At 63.7% G+C, this 16,043-nt stretch carries 12 protein-coding genes and 1 tRNA gene; 10 read left to right on the top strand and 3 right to left on the bottom strand.

Annotated features, from left to right (window positions below; genetic code table 11):
• Window positions 1–1,213 precede the first annotated feature (1,213 nt).
• Both QPK31_RS11185 and QPK31_RS11180 read left to right on the top strand, forming a co-directional pair.
• On the top strand, window positions 1,214–2,176 hold the full coding sequence (locus tag QPK31_RS11185; protein WP_290423018.1) for a hypothetical protein: 963 nt from the start codon (window positions 1,214–1,216) through the stop codon (window positions 2,174–2,176).
• A 127-nt stretch (window positions 2,177–2,303) separates the two neighbouring features.
• Window positions 2,304–3,824: a BCCT family transporter gene (locus tag QPK31_RS11180; RefSeq protein WP_290423017.1), complete on the top strand. Its 1,521-nt coding sequence runs from the start codon at window positions 2,304–2,306 to the stop codon at window positions 3,822–3,824.
• 149 nt (window positions 3,825–3,973) lie between these two features.
• Here the strand turns inward: QPK31_RS11180 and QPK31_RS11175 are convergent, their stop codons facing one another.
• Both QPK31_RS11175 and QPK31_RS11170 read right to left on the bottom strand, forming a co-directional pair.
• Complete coding sequence (locus QPK31_RS11175) at window positions 3,974–5,392, bottom strand: pitrilysin family protein (protein ID WP_290423016.1); 1,419 nt, start codon at window positions 5,390–5,392, stop codon at window positions 3,974–3,976.
• Window positions 5,393–5,403: 11 nt separating this feature from the next.
• Entirely contained in the window at window positions 5,404–6,801 is a 1,398-nt protein-coding gene (locus tag QPK31_RS11170; protein ID WP_290423015.1) for a pitrilysin family protein, read from the bottom strand.
• A gap of 344 nt (window positions 6,802–7,145) precedes the next feature.
• On the opposite strand from QPK31_RS11170, the gene QPK31_RS11165 reads away from it, so the two are divergent.
• The 3 genes from QPK31_RS11165 to QPK31_RS11155 all read left to right on the top strand — a co-directional run bounded on the left by QPK31_RS11165 (window position 7,146) and on the right by QPK31_RS11155 (window position 10,921).
• Entirely contained in the window at window positions 7,146–7,913 is a 768-nt protein-coding gene (locus QPK31_RS11165) for a GIN domain-containing protein (protein WP_290423014.1), read from the top strand.
• Between the two features lie 88 nt (window positions 7,914–8,001).
• The gene (locus tag QPK31_RS11160) at window positions 8,002–8,610 is read left to right on the top strand and encodes a tetratricopeptide repeat protein (protein WP_290423013.1); all 609 of its coding nucleotides are present in this window, start codon (window positions 8,002–8,004) and stop codon (window positions 8,608–8,610) included.
• A 1,756-nt stretch (window positions 8,611–10,366) separates the two neighbouring features.
• Entirely contained in the window at window positions 10,367–10,921 is a 555-nt protein-coding gene (locus QPK31_RS11155; RefSeq protein ID WP_290423012.1) for a YcxB family protein, read from the top strand.
• 25 nt (window positions 10,922–10,946) lie between these two features.
• Here the strand turns inward: QPK31_RS11155 and QPK31_RS11150 are convergent, their stop codons facing one another.
• Entirely contained in the window at window positions 10,947–12,302 is a 1,356-nt protein-coding gene (locus QPK31_RS11150; RefSeq protein WP_290423011.1) for an SGNH/GDSL hydrolase family protein, read from the bottom strand.
• Window positions 12,303–12,569: 267 nt separating this feature from the next.
• Here QPK31_RS11150 and QPK31_RS11145 point away from each other — a divergent pair, with 267 nt between their 5' ends.
• The 5 genes from QPK31_RS11145 to QPK31_RS11125 all read left to right on the top strand — a co-directional run bounded on the left by QPK31_RS11145 (window position 12,570) and on the right by QPK31_RS11125 (window position 16,041).
• A complete protein-coding gene (locus tag QPK31_RS11145) occupies window positions 12,570–13,559 on the top strand; it encodes an NAD(P)H-quinone oxidoreductase (RefSeq protein ID WP_290423010.1) in 990 nt (329 codons plus the stop codon).
• A gap of 298 nt (window positions 13,560–13,857) precedes the next feature.
• Window positions 13,858–14,607 carry a triose-phosphate isomerase gene (tpiA, locus tag QPK31_RS11140; protein ID WP_290423009.1) on the top strand — a complete coding sequence of 250 codons (750 nt, stop codon included), beginning with the start codon at window positions 13,858–13,860 and terminating at the stop codon, window positions 14,605–14,607.
• A 56-nt stretch (window positions 14,608–14,663) separates the two neighbouring features.
• Window positions 14,664–15,125, top strand: coding sequence for a preprotein translocase subunit SecG (secG, locus tag QPK31_RS11135; RefSeq protein WP_290423008.1), 462 nt, complete (start codon window positions 14,664–14,666; stop codon window positions 15,123–15,125).
• Between the two features lie 297 nt (window positions 15,126–15,422).
• A tRNA-Leu gene (locus tag QPK31_RS11130) sits at window positions 15,423–15,507 on the top strand.
• 174 nt (window positions 15,508–15,681) lie between these two features.
• Window positions 15,682–16,041 (top strand): NADH-quinone oxidoreductase subunit A, encoded by a 360-nt coding sequence (locus tag QPK31_RS11125; protein ID WP_229438591.1) that lies wholly within the window; start codon window positions 15,682–15,684, stop codon window positions 16,039–16,041.
• Window positions 16,042–16,043 lie beyond the last annotated feature (2 nt).

The following is a 16,043-nucleotide window of genomic DNA, read 5'->3' as shown; positions in this document are numbered from 1 at the left end:
TCCGGCCTGCGGCCGTGATTGAATCGTCTCCGGCCTGCGGCCGTGATTGAATCGTCTCCGGCCTGCGGCCGTGATTGAATCGTCTCCGGCCTGCGGCCGTGATTGAATCGTCTCCGGCCTGCGGCCGTGATTGAATCGTCTCCGGCCTGCGGCCGTGATTGAATCGTCTCCGGCCTGCGGCCGTGATTGAATCGTCTCCGGCCTGCGGCCGTGATTGAATCGTCTCCGGCCTGCGGCCGTGATTGAATCGTCTCCGGCCTGCGGCCGTGATTGAATCGTCTCCGGCCTGCGGCCGTGATTGAATCGTCTCCGGCCTGCGGCCGTGATTGAATCGTCTCCGGCCTGCGGCCGTGATTGAATCGTCTCCGGCCTGCGGCCGTGATTGAATCGTCTCCGGCCTGCGGCCGTGATTGAATCGTCTCCGGCCTGCGGCCGTGATTGAATCGTCTCCGGCCTGCGGCCGTGATTGAATCGTCTCCGGCCTGCGGCCGTGATTGAATCGTCTCCGGCCTGCGGCCGTGATTGAATCGTCTCCGGCCTGCGGCCGTGATTGAATCGTCTCCGGCCTGCGGCCGTGATTGAATCGTCTCCGGCCTGCGGCCGTGATTGAATCGTCTCCGGCCTGCGGCCGTGATTGAATCGTCTCCGGCCTGCGGCCGTGATTGAATCGTCTCCGGCCTGCGGCCGTGATTGAATCGTCTCCGGCCTGCGGCCGTGATTGAATCGTCTCCGGCCTGCGGCCGTGATTGAATCGTCTCCGGCCTGCGGCCGTGATTGAATCGTCTCCGGCCTGCGGCCGTGATTGAATCGTCTCCGGCCTGCGGCCGTGATTGAATCGTCTCCGGCCTGCGGCCGTGATTGAATCGTCTCCGGCCTGCGGCCGTGATTGAATCGTCTCCGGCCTGCGGCCGTGACCGTACGGTGGGCACCCCGTGCCCACGCGGAACGATGCATATCGTTGGCTATGTTTGAATGTTCTGGTCTGCCTCGAAACACTGTGTCTCGATGAAGGCACCGCGGCTCCAACGAAGCCAACGTGACGCGTCGTTCCGCGTGGGCACAGAGTGCCCACCGTACGGTCGATACTGTAGGTTTACGCAAACCGGCAGGCCGCACATGCCGCCCCAACGGTGAACTTTGCGCCGCACATGCTCTCTTACGCGGGTAGGGCCGCGCATCGCGTGCGGTCCGCATGCCCGATGGGAGGTCGGTCATGGCACAGCCAAACAGGAACAGCACGCCGCTGGTGCTGGCGTCCGTCCAGTTGAAACGCAATACCGCGGCCGAAGTGGTGCAGGCGAAGGCGCCGCTGCGCGAGGCGGCACTCGAGGGCTACCGGCGGCGCAACGCCGTGCTCGATGCGATCTTCTACGATATCGGCGTGGTGACGCCCGCCGAGGCGGCCTCGGTGGCGCCCTGGCTGGCGCGCGAAGGCGCGCTGCTGATCGTGCCGCCGTCCGGCGACGGCATGCTGCGCATCTGTCCCGACATCGAGGACTTCGCCAGGAATGGCGGCATCCACACGCGCATCCTGGCGGTGGCCGGGGTCGGCAGTTCGGCGCTCGGCACGGCGGCCTTTGCGCGCAACGTGGCCGATGCCTTTGGCGAGCCGGTGGCGGCGCTGGTGTCGGGCTACGGCCTGGCCGACATGCTGACCGAGGCGGCGGGCGGCTGGTTCTGGTTCGGCACGCTGAACCGCATGCGCCACATGGTCGAGCAGATCGACGATCTGGCGCGCGGCAACAAGTTCGAGATCAGCTGGCCGTCCGAGCCGATGAGCCCGGCGCGCGCCAGCCTCGACACGCGCACCCTGTGCCAGCTGCTGACCGACCGCCGTTTCCACTTCGGCCTGCTGACCGGGCACTCGAAAGGCAACCTGGTGATCTCGGAAGCGCTGTACGCGCTGCGCGACGAGCACCAGGACGACGCACTCGGCGACCTGGCCATCGTCACGATCTCGGCGGCCATCGCCATGCCGCCGCGCTACCGCAACATCATCGACGTGATGGGCGACGTCGACTGGTTCGGGGCGATGAATTCGAATATCGACATCAGCGTCGAGTACCGGCCGCGCAACGCCTGGCACCACACCAACACGGAGCTGAACTGGCACCTGCCGGTGCGCGAGGTGCTGAGCGCGCTGCGGCGCAAACCGGGCATTTCGCTGCGCCATTGACGACCGCGAGAGGGCAGGCGAGCGCGCCGCAGGGGGCGCACGCCTGAAGCGCCGCAACTGACAGTGACACACAAAACGCGTAGGATGTGATGATCTTCTGTCAAGGCTTCGCTGCCAAATACCCTGCATGCAGTTAATCCTCACAACCGGTTTCATCTTCCTCATCGTCCTCTGGGGTATCCTGTCCCCGGCCAGCATGGCGGCCTTGTTCGACCTGCTGCTGGCCTCCATCACGCGCAATTTCGGCTGGTTCTACCTGTGGCTGGTGCTCGGCCTGGTGCTGTTCGCTGGCTTCCTTGCCTTCAGCCGCTACGGCAACCTGAAGCTGGGCGACGACGACGAGGAGCCCGAGTTCTCGAACGCCACCTGGTTCTCGATGCTGTTCGCCGCCGGCATGGGCATCGGCCTGGTGTTCTGGGGCGTGGCCGAGCCGATCTCGCACTTCACGACGGCGCCGCCGGGCCTGACGGCCGCCACGCCCGAGGCGGCGGGGGCGGCGATGCGCTACGCCTTCTTCCACTGGGGCCTGCACCCGTGGGCGGTGTACAGCATCGTGGCGCTGGCGATCGCCTATTTCCAGTACCGCCACGGCCGCGCCGCGCTGATCAGCGAATCGATCCGCGCGCTGCCCTGGGCGCCGCTGCGCCGTTTCGCCGGCGCCTTCAACGGGCTGGCCACGGTGGCCACCGCCTTCGGCGTGGCTGCCTCGCTCGGCATGGGTGCGCTGCAGATCAACAGCGGCCTGTCGGCGGTGTTCGGCATCGCGGCCACGCCGCTGTCGCAGGTGGCGATCATCGTCGTCACCACCGTGCTGTTCGTGACCTCGGCCGTGAGCGGCGTCGACCGCGGTATCAAGTACCTGTCGAACTTCAACATGGGACTGGCGGCGCTGCTGGCGCTGGCCGTGTTCCTGGTCGGCCCGACGGTGGCCATCGTCGACACCTTCGGCACCACGCTCGGCAGCTACCTGAGCGAACTGGTGCGCATGAGCCTGCGCGCTACGCCTTTCCGCGACAGTAACTGGGTCGGCGCCTGGACCGTCTTCTACTGGGCCTGGTGGATCGCGTGGTCGCCGTTCGTCGGGCTGTTCATCGCGCGCGTGTCGCGCGGGCGCACCATCCGCGAATTCATCATCGGCACCGTGCTGGCGCCGTCGCTGGCCGGCTTCGTGTGGTTCTCGATTTTCGGCGGCACCGCGCTGTTCATGGAGATCTGGCAGCACGTGCCCCTGAGCGAAGCGGTGAAGCTCGATGCCTCGACCGCGCTGTTCACCCTGTTCGACGCGCTGCCCTTCGGCACCGTGATGTCGGTGGTGGCGACCGTGCTGGTGCTGGTATTTTTTGTGACCTCGGGCGACTCGGCGGTGCTGGTGCTCGGCATGATGAGCTCGGGCGGCAATCCGAACCCGGCGCCGCGCGTGAAGATCGTGTGGGGCGTGCTGGTGGCGGGGATCGCGATCAGCATGCTGCTGGCTGGCGGGCTGAAAGGAGTGCAGACCGCGACCATCGTGTTCGCGCTGCCGTTCGCGCTGGTGATCGTGCTGATGGTGTGGTCGCTGTGGCGCACGATGCAGCACGACCAGCGCCAGCTGGAGCGCAAGGAGAAGCTGTTGCGCAAGAAGGTGAGGGAGTGGGCGGCGAAGGAGTAGGGTGGGTTCTTGAACCCACCATTCGGCATCGATTATTTGGTGGTGTGCATATGGCGGAATGGTGGGTTCGAGAACCCACCCTACGCCGATCACACCCCACAATAAGAACGCCCGCACGAGGCGGGCGTTCGAAACGGACAAACCTGTCCTTATCGGTCGGTCACGGTGAACTCGCCGAATTGCTTCAGCTGTTCGCCCACCGCCGCCGGATCGCCCACCACCACGATCGCCTGCTTCTCCGGCGCGAAGTATTTCTTCGACACGTCGCGCACCTGGGCCGGGGTGACTTTTTCGATCAGCGGCACGTACTGGCCGAGGAATTCCGGCGGCAGGCCGACCAGCCAGTTCTGGGCCAGGGTGCCGGCCACGGCGCGCTGCAGCTGGTTGCTGATCAAGTAGCCGCCGGCGACATAACGCTTGTTCATCGTCATTTCGGCGGCCGGTACCAGGTCGGTGCCGATGCGCTTGTACTCGTTGAAGTACTCAAGCAGGGCCGCACCGGTGACTTCGTTGCGCACGTCGGCGCCGCCGATGATGGCGCCGCCCGCGCGGCTCATGCGCGCGCCGGCCGAGGCGCCGTAGGTATAACCCTTTTCCTCGCGCAGGTTGATGTTCACGCGGCTCGAGAAGCCGCCGCCGAGGATGGTGCTGGCCAGGCGCAGCGGCACCTGGTCGGCCGCGCTGGCGGCGATGCCGGGCGCGCCGACACGGATGGTCGACTGCACGCTGCCGCCGCGCTGCAGCAGGATGCGCGCCGGCTTGGCGTTGGCCGGGGCCGGTGCGGCCTCGGCCAGGGCCGGGCCTTGCGCCTTCCAGTCGCCGAACGCGGCCTGCGCCATCTTCATGGCCTCGGCTTCGCTGACGCGGCCGGTGATCACCAGCAGCGCGCGGTCCGGACGGAAGCGCTTCGCATGTTCGGCGCGCAGCATGTCCTGGGTCACCGAGGTGATGGCCTCGGCGGTCGGCTCGGTGTGGCCATACGGGTGGTTGCCGTAGATCGCCTCGTTGATGGCGCGCTCGGCGCGGAAGCGCGGCGTGGTTTCCGACACGCGCAGGGCTTGCAGGGCGTTCGCCTTGGCCAGGTCGACTTCCTTGGCCGGGAAGGAGGGCACGCGGGTCACTTCGGCCAGCAGCGACATCATGTCGGCCGCTTGCGAGGTGAGGGCGTTCGCCGAGACCAGGATACCGTCGTTGGCCGGGCTGGCTGCCACCGAGCCGCCCAGGCCTTGGGCCGCTTCGGCGATGGCGCGCGAGTCGCGCTTGGCCGTGCCTTCGTTGAGCATGCCGGCCAGCAGGCTGGCGAATCCCGGGTGGGCCTTGTCGTCGGCGGCATAGCCGGCGCCGCGCACGGCGAGCACGAAGTCGACGCGCGGCAGGCCGTCGCGCGGCACGACCCAGACGGTCATGCCGTTGGCGAGCGTTTTCTTGACGATCTTCGGCGTCGGGATCGGCTTGTCCTTGCCGTAGGCCGGCATCGGGGTCGACTTCGCCGCAGCCGGGGCGTCCGCGGCAAAGGCCAGCGGGGTAAAGGCCATCGTGACGGCCAGTGTCAGCATCAGTTTTTTCATCGATGCGCTCCTTATTTCGTGGCGCCAGCTGCCGGGGCAGGCGCTGGAGCTGGTGCAGGCGCCGCGGCTTTCGCGACGGGCTTGCGGTCAATGACGGTGCGGTTGTTCTTCACCAGGTAGGTGGCGGCAACGCGTTTCAGGTCGTCGGAGGTCACGCCTTCGATCCAGCCGGGGATCTTGTTGACGACGTTCGCGTCGCCCCACAGGGTCTGCAGCTTGGCCAGGGTGTCGGCGCGGTTGATGAAGGACTCGAGCGAGTTGTTCCAGTCGGCCAGCATGCGGGTCTTGACGCGTTTCAGGGTCGCTTCGTCGGCGCCGTCTTTCGCGATCTTCGCCACTTCCTCGTCGATGGCGGCGAGTACCGCATCGGCATTGCTGGTCGGCTTGTAGAGCGCGAACACGGTCAGCAGGGTCGGGCCGTCGTAGGTCCACGGGTCGACCAGGCCGAACAGCGAATCGACGTTCAGCGCGATTTCGCGGCCCTTCACCAGGCCCTGGTACAGGCGCGAGGCGTCGCCGCCGGCCAGCAGTTCGGCCAGCACCGCCATCGGCGCCTGGTCGCGGCTGCCGCGTTCCGGGATCTTCCAGGCGGCGGCGATTGCCGGCACCTGGGCCAGGGCGTCGGTCTGCTCGACGCGCTTCTCGACCACATTCATCGGCTCGGTGAAGTCGCCGCTCTTCGGCGTCGGACGCGCGGCGATGCTGCCGAAGTATTTCTGCGCCAGCGCGAAGCCCTGGGCCGGCGTCACGTCGCCGGAGATCGCCAGCACGGCGTTGTTCGGGCCGTAGTAGTCGCGGTGGAAGGCGCGCACGTCGTCGAGGCTGGCGCCTTCCAGGTCCTGGAAGCTGCCGTAGCCGTCGTGGTTGTTCTCCCATTTCTGGAAGGCGTGCTGGCTGATGTCGATCCACATGAAGCCGCCGTAAGGCTGGTTCTTCACGTTCACGCGGATCTCTTCCTTGACCACGTCCTGCTGGTTCTTCAGCGTCTTTTCGTTGAAGTCGAGGGTCTTCATGCGGTCCGCTTCCAGCCACAGGATGGGCTCGAGCGAGGACACCGGCGCGGTCTCGATGTAGTTGGTGAAGTCGGGACGGGTCGAGCCGTTGTTGCGGCCGCCGCCGCCGGTGATGGTCTTGTCGAACACGCCTTTCGGGGCGTTGGGCGTGCCCTGGAACATCAGGTGTTCGAACAGGTGGGCGAAACCGGTGCGGTTCTTCGGCTCCAGGCGCATGCCGACGTGGTACACGACCGAGACGCCGACGGTCGGCGAGCTGTGGTCTTCGGAGACGACCACGGTCATGCCGTTGTCGAGTTTTTTCACATGGACCGGCAGGTCCCACTTGTCGCTGTTGGCCGCGAAGGCGGACACCGACAAGCCGAGCCCGGCCAGCAGGACGGGAATTTGGCGCATGCGCATTGATGACCTCAAAGGATGACTGAAACAAAAACAAAACAACCGCACGACGGACGTGCGGAACAATTTATATTAACGCAGCGTCATGCCAAAAAGTAATTTATTGCATATGTATGTCAGCGGAAAAACCTGCCGTTTTCTGCGTTCTGTCCGCATATCGCGCAGTCTGTCGCATTCCGGGAGAGCGCCGAGGGAAGCCGGGCTATAGTGCATACATTGTCAGTCCCGCCAGATTGTCAGGCTGAAAAGTTTTGCTGGAAGTGGGCGAGGCTTGCTGGTAACGTGAGGCCCGTATTGACGGGCCGCGCTGCCGAAAACACGAATCGAATACGGAGATGTGCATGCACAAGTTGTTGAAAGTCGGCCTGACGGCCTTTGGCCTGCTGGCGCTGGTGCGCCTGGCCAGCGCCGCGCCCGAGACGGCGTCGGAAACGCGCAGCGTCGACACCCGCGTGGTGCGCGTCCAGCTCGACGGCGCGGTCGACCTGCGCATCCGCCAGGGCAGCGCGGGCATGCTGGTCCTGAGCGGCGACCCGCGCTGGCTGGCGCGGCTGACGGTGCAGCAAAGCGGCGACACCATCAACATCGGCGGCGGCGGCGTGCGCGGACTGCGCCTGGTGCAGGACCCGGTGCGCGCCGAACTGGTGCTGCCGCGCCTGCGCGAAGTCAGCTCCGAAGGCCTGGGCAGCACCGAGATCAGCGGCTTCACGGGCGACGAACTGGAACTCGCGCTGGACGGCGCCGGCGCCATGAACGTCAACGTCAACTACCGCTTCATTCGCGCCAGCCTGGGCGGCGTCGGCAGCATGAAGCTGGCCGGCACCCAGAGCGAACGCATCGAGCTCGACCTGCACGGCGCCGGCCACGTCACGCTGGCAGGGCAGGCCAAGTCGCTGAAGGCCGAGCTGAGCGGCCTGGGCGGCCTGGACGCGCGCCAGTTCGCGCTCGAGAACGTGTCGCTGGACTTGTCGGGCCTGGGCAATGCCACGGTCACCGTGAACGGCAGCGCGAACCTGAACCTGTCGGGCCTGGGCTCGGTCACAGTCTACGGCAAGCCGCTCAATCGCAAGGTGAGCGTCGACGGGCTGGGCAAGGTCAGCTGGCGGTGACTGGCAGGATGGCAGGACGGCAGCGGCGACGGCTGGCCGTCGCGAGGACAACGAAGTTGGCGAAGAGACCGGTTCCACGCACGAGACAATGAAAAAATTTACCGTAGCGATCCTGCTTGCGCTCGGCCTGCACGGGGCGGCGCAGGCGGGCTTTCCCGAGGGGGCGAGTGCCTACAATGCGCGCAACTACGCGGTGGCGATGAAGGAGATCGCTCCGCTGGCGCGCGCCGGCAATCCCGATGCCCAGCATTTGCTGGGCCTGATGTACTACATGGGCCGCGGCGTCGCGCGCGACTACAAGACCGCCTTCGGCTGGCACCTGAAGGCGGCCCAGCAGGGCAAGGCCGACGCCCAGTACGTGGTCGGCGCCATGTACTACACCGGCAATGCCGTGCCGCAGGACCAGAAGCATGCCGTCACCTGGTTCCGCAAGGCCGCCGAGCAGGGGCATGCGGAAGCCCAGCATGCGCTCGGGCTGATGTACCGCTACCACGTGGCCGGCGTGCCGGGCGATCCGGTGATCGCCTACATGCTGATGAATCTCGCGGCGGCGAGCGGCAACCAGAACGCGGCGAACCAGCGCACCGCCATGGCCAAGGGGATGACGCAGGAGCAGATCGAGGAGGCGCAGGCGCTATCGCGGACCTGGAAGGTGGGGACGAGTTTGCCGGCGCAGTCGAAGACGGGTGGTGGGTGATGGTCGCCACTCACCTGGGGCGATTCGAAGTGCAATACGTTCATCTTACTCCAGGCGCCGGGGTGCCGGGTGCGATCGCTAGTGCAGGTCGAATGGTCATCATTGCCGAGGGTGGCTTGACGATCCTACTGCCGCGCATGGGATGACGCAGTCGATTGGCCGCGCTTGCCGCGTCTGATTGTTGCGAAGTTCCTGATGACCGGTTTGTCTACAGGACTTGCATGTTAATGCATGATCGATGAAGTCTTCCGGTTTGCCAGGCATCTGGCGGCTCATCCGACAGTATCCAGATGGGGTGGCTCTGCGGCACATTACGTCTCATGAAAGCAAAGAAGTACTCGTGATCACTTACGCCAGGGCGTGAATACCTTTGCGGCGTTCGTTTCCTAGCTGTCTCTCATTGGCGACGTTCTTATTCGACGTTCTCGCAAAAGGCGGGTAGCCGAGATTAGCTGTGTCCTTACAGTACATCGAAACAGGTTTTATCCGATGATGTGGCCTTTGTGACAATGTGAGCATTTTTTCGTCTCGTCAACTGCTAATCTAAAGATTCCTATCGAGTGGAGCGCAGAGATGGCAGGCACAAAGAATCCGAAAAACCGATGTAAGTCTTGTGGCGACACTTGGTACCCAAGAGGAAGAAGTCGTTCGCTAAAATGCCCTAGTTGCGGAAGCAAGGAAGTTGAGACCGTAAGTGGCGGTGGCTTGTTTGGTCTGATTATCCTCGTTATCGCTGGCGTTATTTTCTTCGGGAATAACAAGAGTGAGACAAAGCCATCGGAGCAGGATACCTCGGTTCCGCATGTGACCTCGCCCACCGACTCGACATTGCCAGCAGCTCAGGATACGGCGCAGCGGGCTCAGGATGCGACGGAATCCACGGACGCTTTAGGTGCCGTTGGAACAAAGAGTGCGAGCGAAGAGCAGAAGTCGACCGCTGCGCTTCCGACCTCGACTACAGTAGAAAATATTCCAGTAGCCCAAGAACGGTGCAGTGACTCGACGGGAGGTGAGAACTGTTCTCAAGCAGGCTCTGTGAATAACAATTTGTTCTAAATGAGCTTGCTGAACGAAAGCAGCACGCAGTTTGATGAGCTGCGAACGGGCAATGGCGACTTTAAACTAACACCGCCGCTCGTGTGGTTGAAGGTCTAATACGACAATGGATCGTCATTGATCTGTATTACCTGGCGTGGGATCGCAGCGGCGCCGATTCCCAGATTTCTTGCGTGAATCCAGATTGGATCAACGCAAGCATCAGTTGCTGGTGCAACTTCAGCGGTGTCGGTACTGGCATCGCAGAAGCAGGGGGAAGCCATGATTCGCTCGCTTTCACACGTTAAGGAACGATATGGCACGGTAAGGAATCCAAAACGCGTACAAAGAACACGCATTCACACGATAAGACTGCGAAACGTCTCCGATTTACCTACGCTTTCAAGCGATCATGGCGATGGCGGTACTGTCAGTTAGAGATTCACACGTCGTATCGTCCAAATTCGTGGAGTGATCGTGTGTTTGCGTCATGAAATCGCGGGATTTCGTGCCCTGGTCGTGTGGTTTCGCGTGCAAATCGTGCGGCATCGTAGCCTATCTTGCGATTGCGCGACGATGCAGGCGCTACCTACCCCATCACTCCAGCCTCCTATCCTGCCGGGCGTGATAATCCGCGCATTGTCCCCAAGTCTACAACTGGTAAGCTGAGCCTCCTTCTCCAACCGCATCGACACCATTCCATCGAAAGACGAGGCCACACTTGAAGATCACTGTGCATCTCACCCGCTTCGACCTGATTGCACTTCAATGGCAACTGCTGTTCAGGCTGCGCGCCAACCTGTATTTCATGCTGGCTATGTGGATCTTCTTTTTCATCATGACACTAGCGAAAGCGGAGTCGTTCTCAATGGGCAGCATTGGCATCGCCGCTTTCGTCGCCTTGCTTGGCGCAGCCGCGGGCATGCTCGTCGCACTGGCCATCAACGCCATCTACGTGCTTATGTCTCCCCTTGAGAACAAGGGAATACTCGGCCGGCATGACATCAGCCTGTCGCCCACCGAATTTCGGGAGATAACCGACGTCAACGATTCCAGCTACCGGTGGACAGGCATTCCCAGGGTTGTTGCATTACCCCGTTGCTTGGTCGTCCAGGTTACCTATTGTGCTGCCTATCCTGTGCCACGCCGCGCCTTTGATTCGGAACAAGAATTCAAGGCCTTTTGCGACTACGCCGAGGGGGCCTGGCGCCAGGCCAGGCTGGTGCCGGAGACCGATGGCGGGGCAGGGAACACCAAGCCGGAAAGCCGGTCCTGAACGGAATCCGGCCGGCGTCTGCCACCTATTTCTCCAGTCCTGTTGCCGGCTTGGCCGCCACCCCCAGCGACCGGAACAAGGTCAACGACACCGCATTCCCCATCGCCTGGTACCCGAGGTCGTTCGGATGCAGGTGATCCCCGCTGTCGTAGGCCGCCAGGAAGCGCGTCGGATGTGCCGGGTCGCGCGTGGCCTGGTCGAAGTCGATCACGCCGTCGAACTCGTCGCTGGAGCGGATCCAGTTGTTCACCGCCTGGCGCACGACCTCCTTCTCGGGCGAGTAATAGCCCGCGCCTTCGAAGGGCGTGAGCGTGGCGCCGAAGATGGCGATGCCTTTCGCATGCGCGCGCGCGACCACCTGGCGGTAGCCGGCGATCAGGTCGTCCGCTGTCACCGGATTGGTGGCCGAGCTGTTGCCGATGTCGTTGATGCCGATGAGCAGGGTCATGTAGCGCACGCCGGCGGTGGCCAGCACGTCGCGGTCGAAACGCTCCTGGATGCTGCTCCCGGCCAGGGTGTTCGGCGAATCGCCCAGCAGGCGGTTGCCGCTGATGCCGCGGTTCACCACGCCCAGGCGCCCATTGATACCCAGCACCGGGTCGCGCACGGTCTGCAGGCGCCGTGCCAGCCAGTCGGGCCAGCGGTTGTTGGTGTCGACTGTGCTGCGGGTGCCGTCGGTGATCGAGTCGCCCAGGGTCACGATGCTCGGGCCGACGCTGTCGACGTCGACTTCGGTGAGGAAGGGCCAGGCCGTGATCGTGCGCTGCACCGGCAGGGTGGCGGAAGCCGTGAAGTCGCCCGGCAGCGAGACGTAGTTGGTCTGCAGGCCGGTGTTGTGGATGGTCGTTGCGTCCACCGTGCCGGGCAGGTACAGGCTGACAGCGAGGTCGGCGAGGGCCGGCACGTTCAGCTCGACCGGGTCGGACAGCACCGGCGCGCCGGGCGGGACCACGATGGAGGAGCGGCCGCTGAAGGTGAGCACGCGGTCGGTGCCGGGCGCGACGTCGGAGCCGCTGGCGCGCACGCCGATCCGGGCGGCGCCGATGCGCAGCGGTACGGCGCCGAACTCGTTCGAGACGCGGATGCGCACACGGTTGCCGCCGATGCTGGTGTGGACGATCAGGCGCAGGGTCTGGTCGGTGAAGGTTTGCAGGCTGGCGGGCGCCGGCGGGCCGGCCGGGGCGGTGCCCCAGGTGCCGGTCCAGCGCTCGTTGTTCCAGCCCTGGGCGTTGGCGCCTGCCCCGGGCAGGGCCAGGATGGCGGCGAGGGCGGCGCCGGCCAGCACAAGGCCGACACGCGAACGCCGCGTTGGAATGGGGCGGGGAAGCGCCGGCTGTTTGCGGCGCATCAGATTGAACAGGGCAGTCGGCATCACTTGCATGATCGTGCTCCTTTTGATTAGTGGAAACGGCCCGTCTGGCTGAGCTCGGGTTTCCAATCTATGCGGCGCGCATGGGGTCGGACAAGATGCCTACGGACGAGTTCGTTGTGCCAGCTTAAAAGTTCCGTCAAAAGCTCATGCATTGAAGAATTTGTTTGCGCTTGAGCACGCAAATAAGAAATACATTCGCCTGCGAGCAACACTTTGGGTCGCCAACGCGTGCGCAAGGGCTGGCGTACAATTGCCGTTTTCTTAATGGAGGCGGGAATGCGCGCAATCGAAATCACCCAACCGGGCAAACCTGAGGTATTGCAACTGTGTGAGCGGCCGCAGCCGGAGCTGAAAGCGGGCGAGGTCCTGATCCGCGTGCACGCGGCCGGCATCAACCGTCCCGACGTCCTGCAGCGCATGGGCCACTACCCGGTGCCGCCCGGCGCCTCCGATTTGCCGGGCCTGGAAGTGGCGGGCGAGATCGTCGATGGCGACCTCGATGAGCTCAGCAACAGCGGCTTCCAGAAGGGCGACATGGTCTGCGCACTGGTGCAGGGCGGCGGCTATGCCGAGTACTGCGCGGCGCCGCTGGCGCAATGCCTGCCGCTGCCGGAGGGCTTGAGCGCGGTCGAGGCGGCGTCGCTGCCGGAAACCTTCTTCACGGTCTGGACCAACGTCTTCGACCGTGCCGGCCTGAAGGAAGGCGAGACCCTGCTGGTGCAGGGCGGCACCTCGGGCATCGGCGTGACGGCGATCCAGCTGGCGACTGCAATGGGGCACCGCGTGTTCGCCACCGCCGGCAGCGACGACAAATGCCGCGCCTGCGAGGAACTTGGCGCCGAACGCGGGATCAATTATCGGAGCGAGGATTTCGTCGAGGTCGTCAAGTCGTTGACGGACGGGAAGGGCGTGGATGTGGTGCTCGACATGGTGGCGGGCGACTACGTGGCGCGCGAGATCGATTGCCTGGCCGACGATGGACGGATCGCGCTGATCGCGCTGCTGGGTGGGGCGAAGGCGAACGTCGACCTGGGGCAGGTGTTGCGCCGCAGGCTGTCGATCAGCGGTTCGACGCTGCGGCCGCGGCCGGTGGCGTTCAAGGGCGCGATTGCGCAGCAGCTGCGCGAGCAGGTATGGCCGTTGTTTGCGGCGGGGAAGATCAAGCCGGTGATCTACAAGACCTTCCCACTGGAGCAGGCAGCCGAGGCGCATGCGCTCATGGAGTCGAGCACGCACGTTGGGAAGATCGTGTTGCAGGTGGTTTGAGTCGGGCGGTGCGGTTGATCGAAGCGTGAAACGCGTGGGCACGGGGCGCCCACCCTACGTATTCGAAGCCCATAGCCGCTGCATATGTAGGGTGGGCGCCCCGTGCCCACGCGTTCAACGAAAGCTAGCGTTCAACGAAAGTCAGTAGGGTGGACGGGTTTCCCGTCCAAGCGTTCAACGAACAACGCAACCCACGAACAAAATTCCATTGCCACGTTTTTAACACTCTCGCTCAGCCATTGTTTGACCACCCCCTGAACGGCGGCTAGAATAGCGGGTTATTTGACTGTGGGGTAATATGCGTCCCAAACTCGTCGTAGGTAACTGGAAGATGAACGGCAGCCGCGCGGCGAATGCGTCGCTGCTGGCCGGTATTGTCGCTAGCCTGGACAATGCACAGGCCACGTGCGCCGTCTGTGTCCCCGCTCCCTATCTGCAGCAATGCGTCGACACGCTCACCGGCAGCCCGCTGGCCTGGGGCGCCCAGGATGTATCGCAGCATGTCAGCGGCGCCTACACCGGCGAAGTCGCAGCCTCGATGCTGGTCGATTTCGGCTGCCAGTACGCCATCGTCGGCCACTCGGAGCGCCGCGCCTACCATGGCGAGACGAACGAGGTGGTGGCGCAGAAGGCGCTGGCGGCGCTGAACGCCGGCATCACCCCGATCGTCTGCGTGGGCGAAACGCTTGCCCAGCGCGAAGCCGGTCAAACAAATGTTGTAGTTGCCGAACAATTGTCGGCCGTGCTGGAAGTCCTTGACGCCGACAGCGTGGCGCGTATCGTGGTCGCCTACGAACCCGTATGGGCCATCGGTACCGGGAAGACGGCCACCCCGGAAATGGCGCAGGAAGTCCACGCCCAATTGCGCGCGCAATTGCGTGAATGCAACAGCGAAGCGGCGGAATGCGTCGCCATCCTGTACGGCGGCAGCATGAAGCCGGACAATGCGGTCGAGTTGATGGCGCAGGAAGACATCGACGGCGGCCTGATCGGCGGCGCGGCCCTGAAGGCGGCCGACTTCCTGGCGATCATCGGCGCCGCGGCCTGAAGCCGGCGCCCGAATAGAATTTGCAACGTAGTTAATAAACTTGGAATGGAACTGTAATGAACGTGTTGTTCAATCTCGTAGTTGTCGTGCAGGTGATTTCTGCGCTGGTCATCATCGGCCTGGTGCTGCTGCAGCACGGTAAGGGCGCCGACATGGGTGCCGCTTTCGGTTCGGGCGCCTCGGGCAGCCTGTTCGGCGCCAGCGGTTCGTCGAACTTCCTGTCGAAGTCGACCGCCGTTGCCGCTGCGATCTTCTTCGCGTCGACCCTGGGCCTGGCCTCGATGGGCAACAACCGTGTCGCTTCGACGAGCGGCGGCGTGATGGAGCGCGCGAATACCCAGACCAACGGCGTGCCTGCGGCGCCTGGCGCGAACGTGCCGGCCACCAATGCCACCCCGGCTGAAGCCCCGGCGCCGACCGCCGGCGTGCCGGCCGCACCGACAACCACCGCGCCAGCGGTTCCGGCAACGACCGCGCCGGCAACCCCGGCGCCGGCTGCTCCGGCGTCCCAGCAGTAATTATAGATTCATGCGGCGGCGCGCCCGACAGGGTGGCAGCCGTCAGGCGCATGTAGGGCGCGAGCGTTCGTTGAACGCGTGGAAGGCGAAGCCTTCCACCCTACAGAAATGTTTTACAGCAGTTCCCCAGTATGCGCGATGGCGTTCGATAGGCGCGCCATCGGTTTCTCCAAGCTGCTAGGATCGCGCATCGGCTTGATCCTATAGAAAGTTTGAGAAAAAGCTTACTTTTCCTTGAGACACCTCAATTTGTGCATTGAAAGAAGGTGTTAAGGCAGGGTATAATACTGGTCTCCAGCCGACGTGGTGAAATTGGTAGACACGCTATCTTGAGGGGGTAGTGGCGCAAGCTGTGCGAGTTCGAGTCTCGCCGTCGGCACCAAGATATTAAAGAAAGCCAGCAAGGGCGATGAGCAACCGCTCTCCAGCCTGAGCTGGCTTTTTTACGAGGATCAGTCGTACGGTCCTGGTGGCAGGCACGAGGCCAGGATTGCGCGATACGGCGCTGCATCCAATGCAGTGGTTTTACTAACCGATCGTTCAAATAGGCTCCATCGTGAACCTCGAAAATTACTTCCCCGTTCTTCTCTTTATCCTGGTTGGCGTCGGTGTCGGCGTTGCTCCCCAGGTGCTCGGCTATCTGCTCGGACCGAATCGTCCCGACGCGGCCAAACTCTCCCCATACGAATGCGGCTTCGAAGCCTTTGAAGATGCCCGCATGAAGTTCGACGTTCGCTACTACCTGGTGGCGATCCTGTTTATTTTGTTTGATCTGGAAACGGCATTCTTCTTCCCATGGGGCGTCTCGATGCGCGAGCTGGGTTGGACCGGTTTCATCACGATGATGGTGTTCATCGCCGAATTCGTGGTTGGTTTCTGGTACATCTGGAAGAAAGGTGCCCTTGATTGGGAATAAGC

Origin of the sequence: Massilia sp. YIM B02769 (assembly GCF_030411995.1) — a bacterium.
Lineage (GTDB): Bacteria > Pseudomonadota > Gammaproteobacteria > Burkholderiales > Burkholderiaceae_D > Telluria.
Note: the sequence above shows the minus strand (reverse complement) of the source record. Positions and strands in the feature narration are given on the sequence as shown.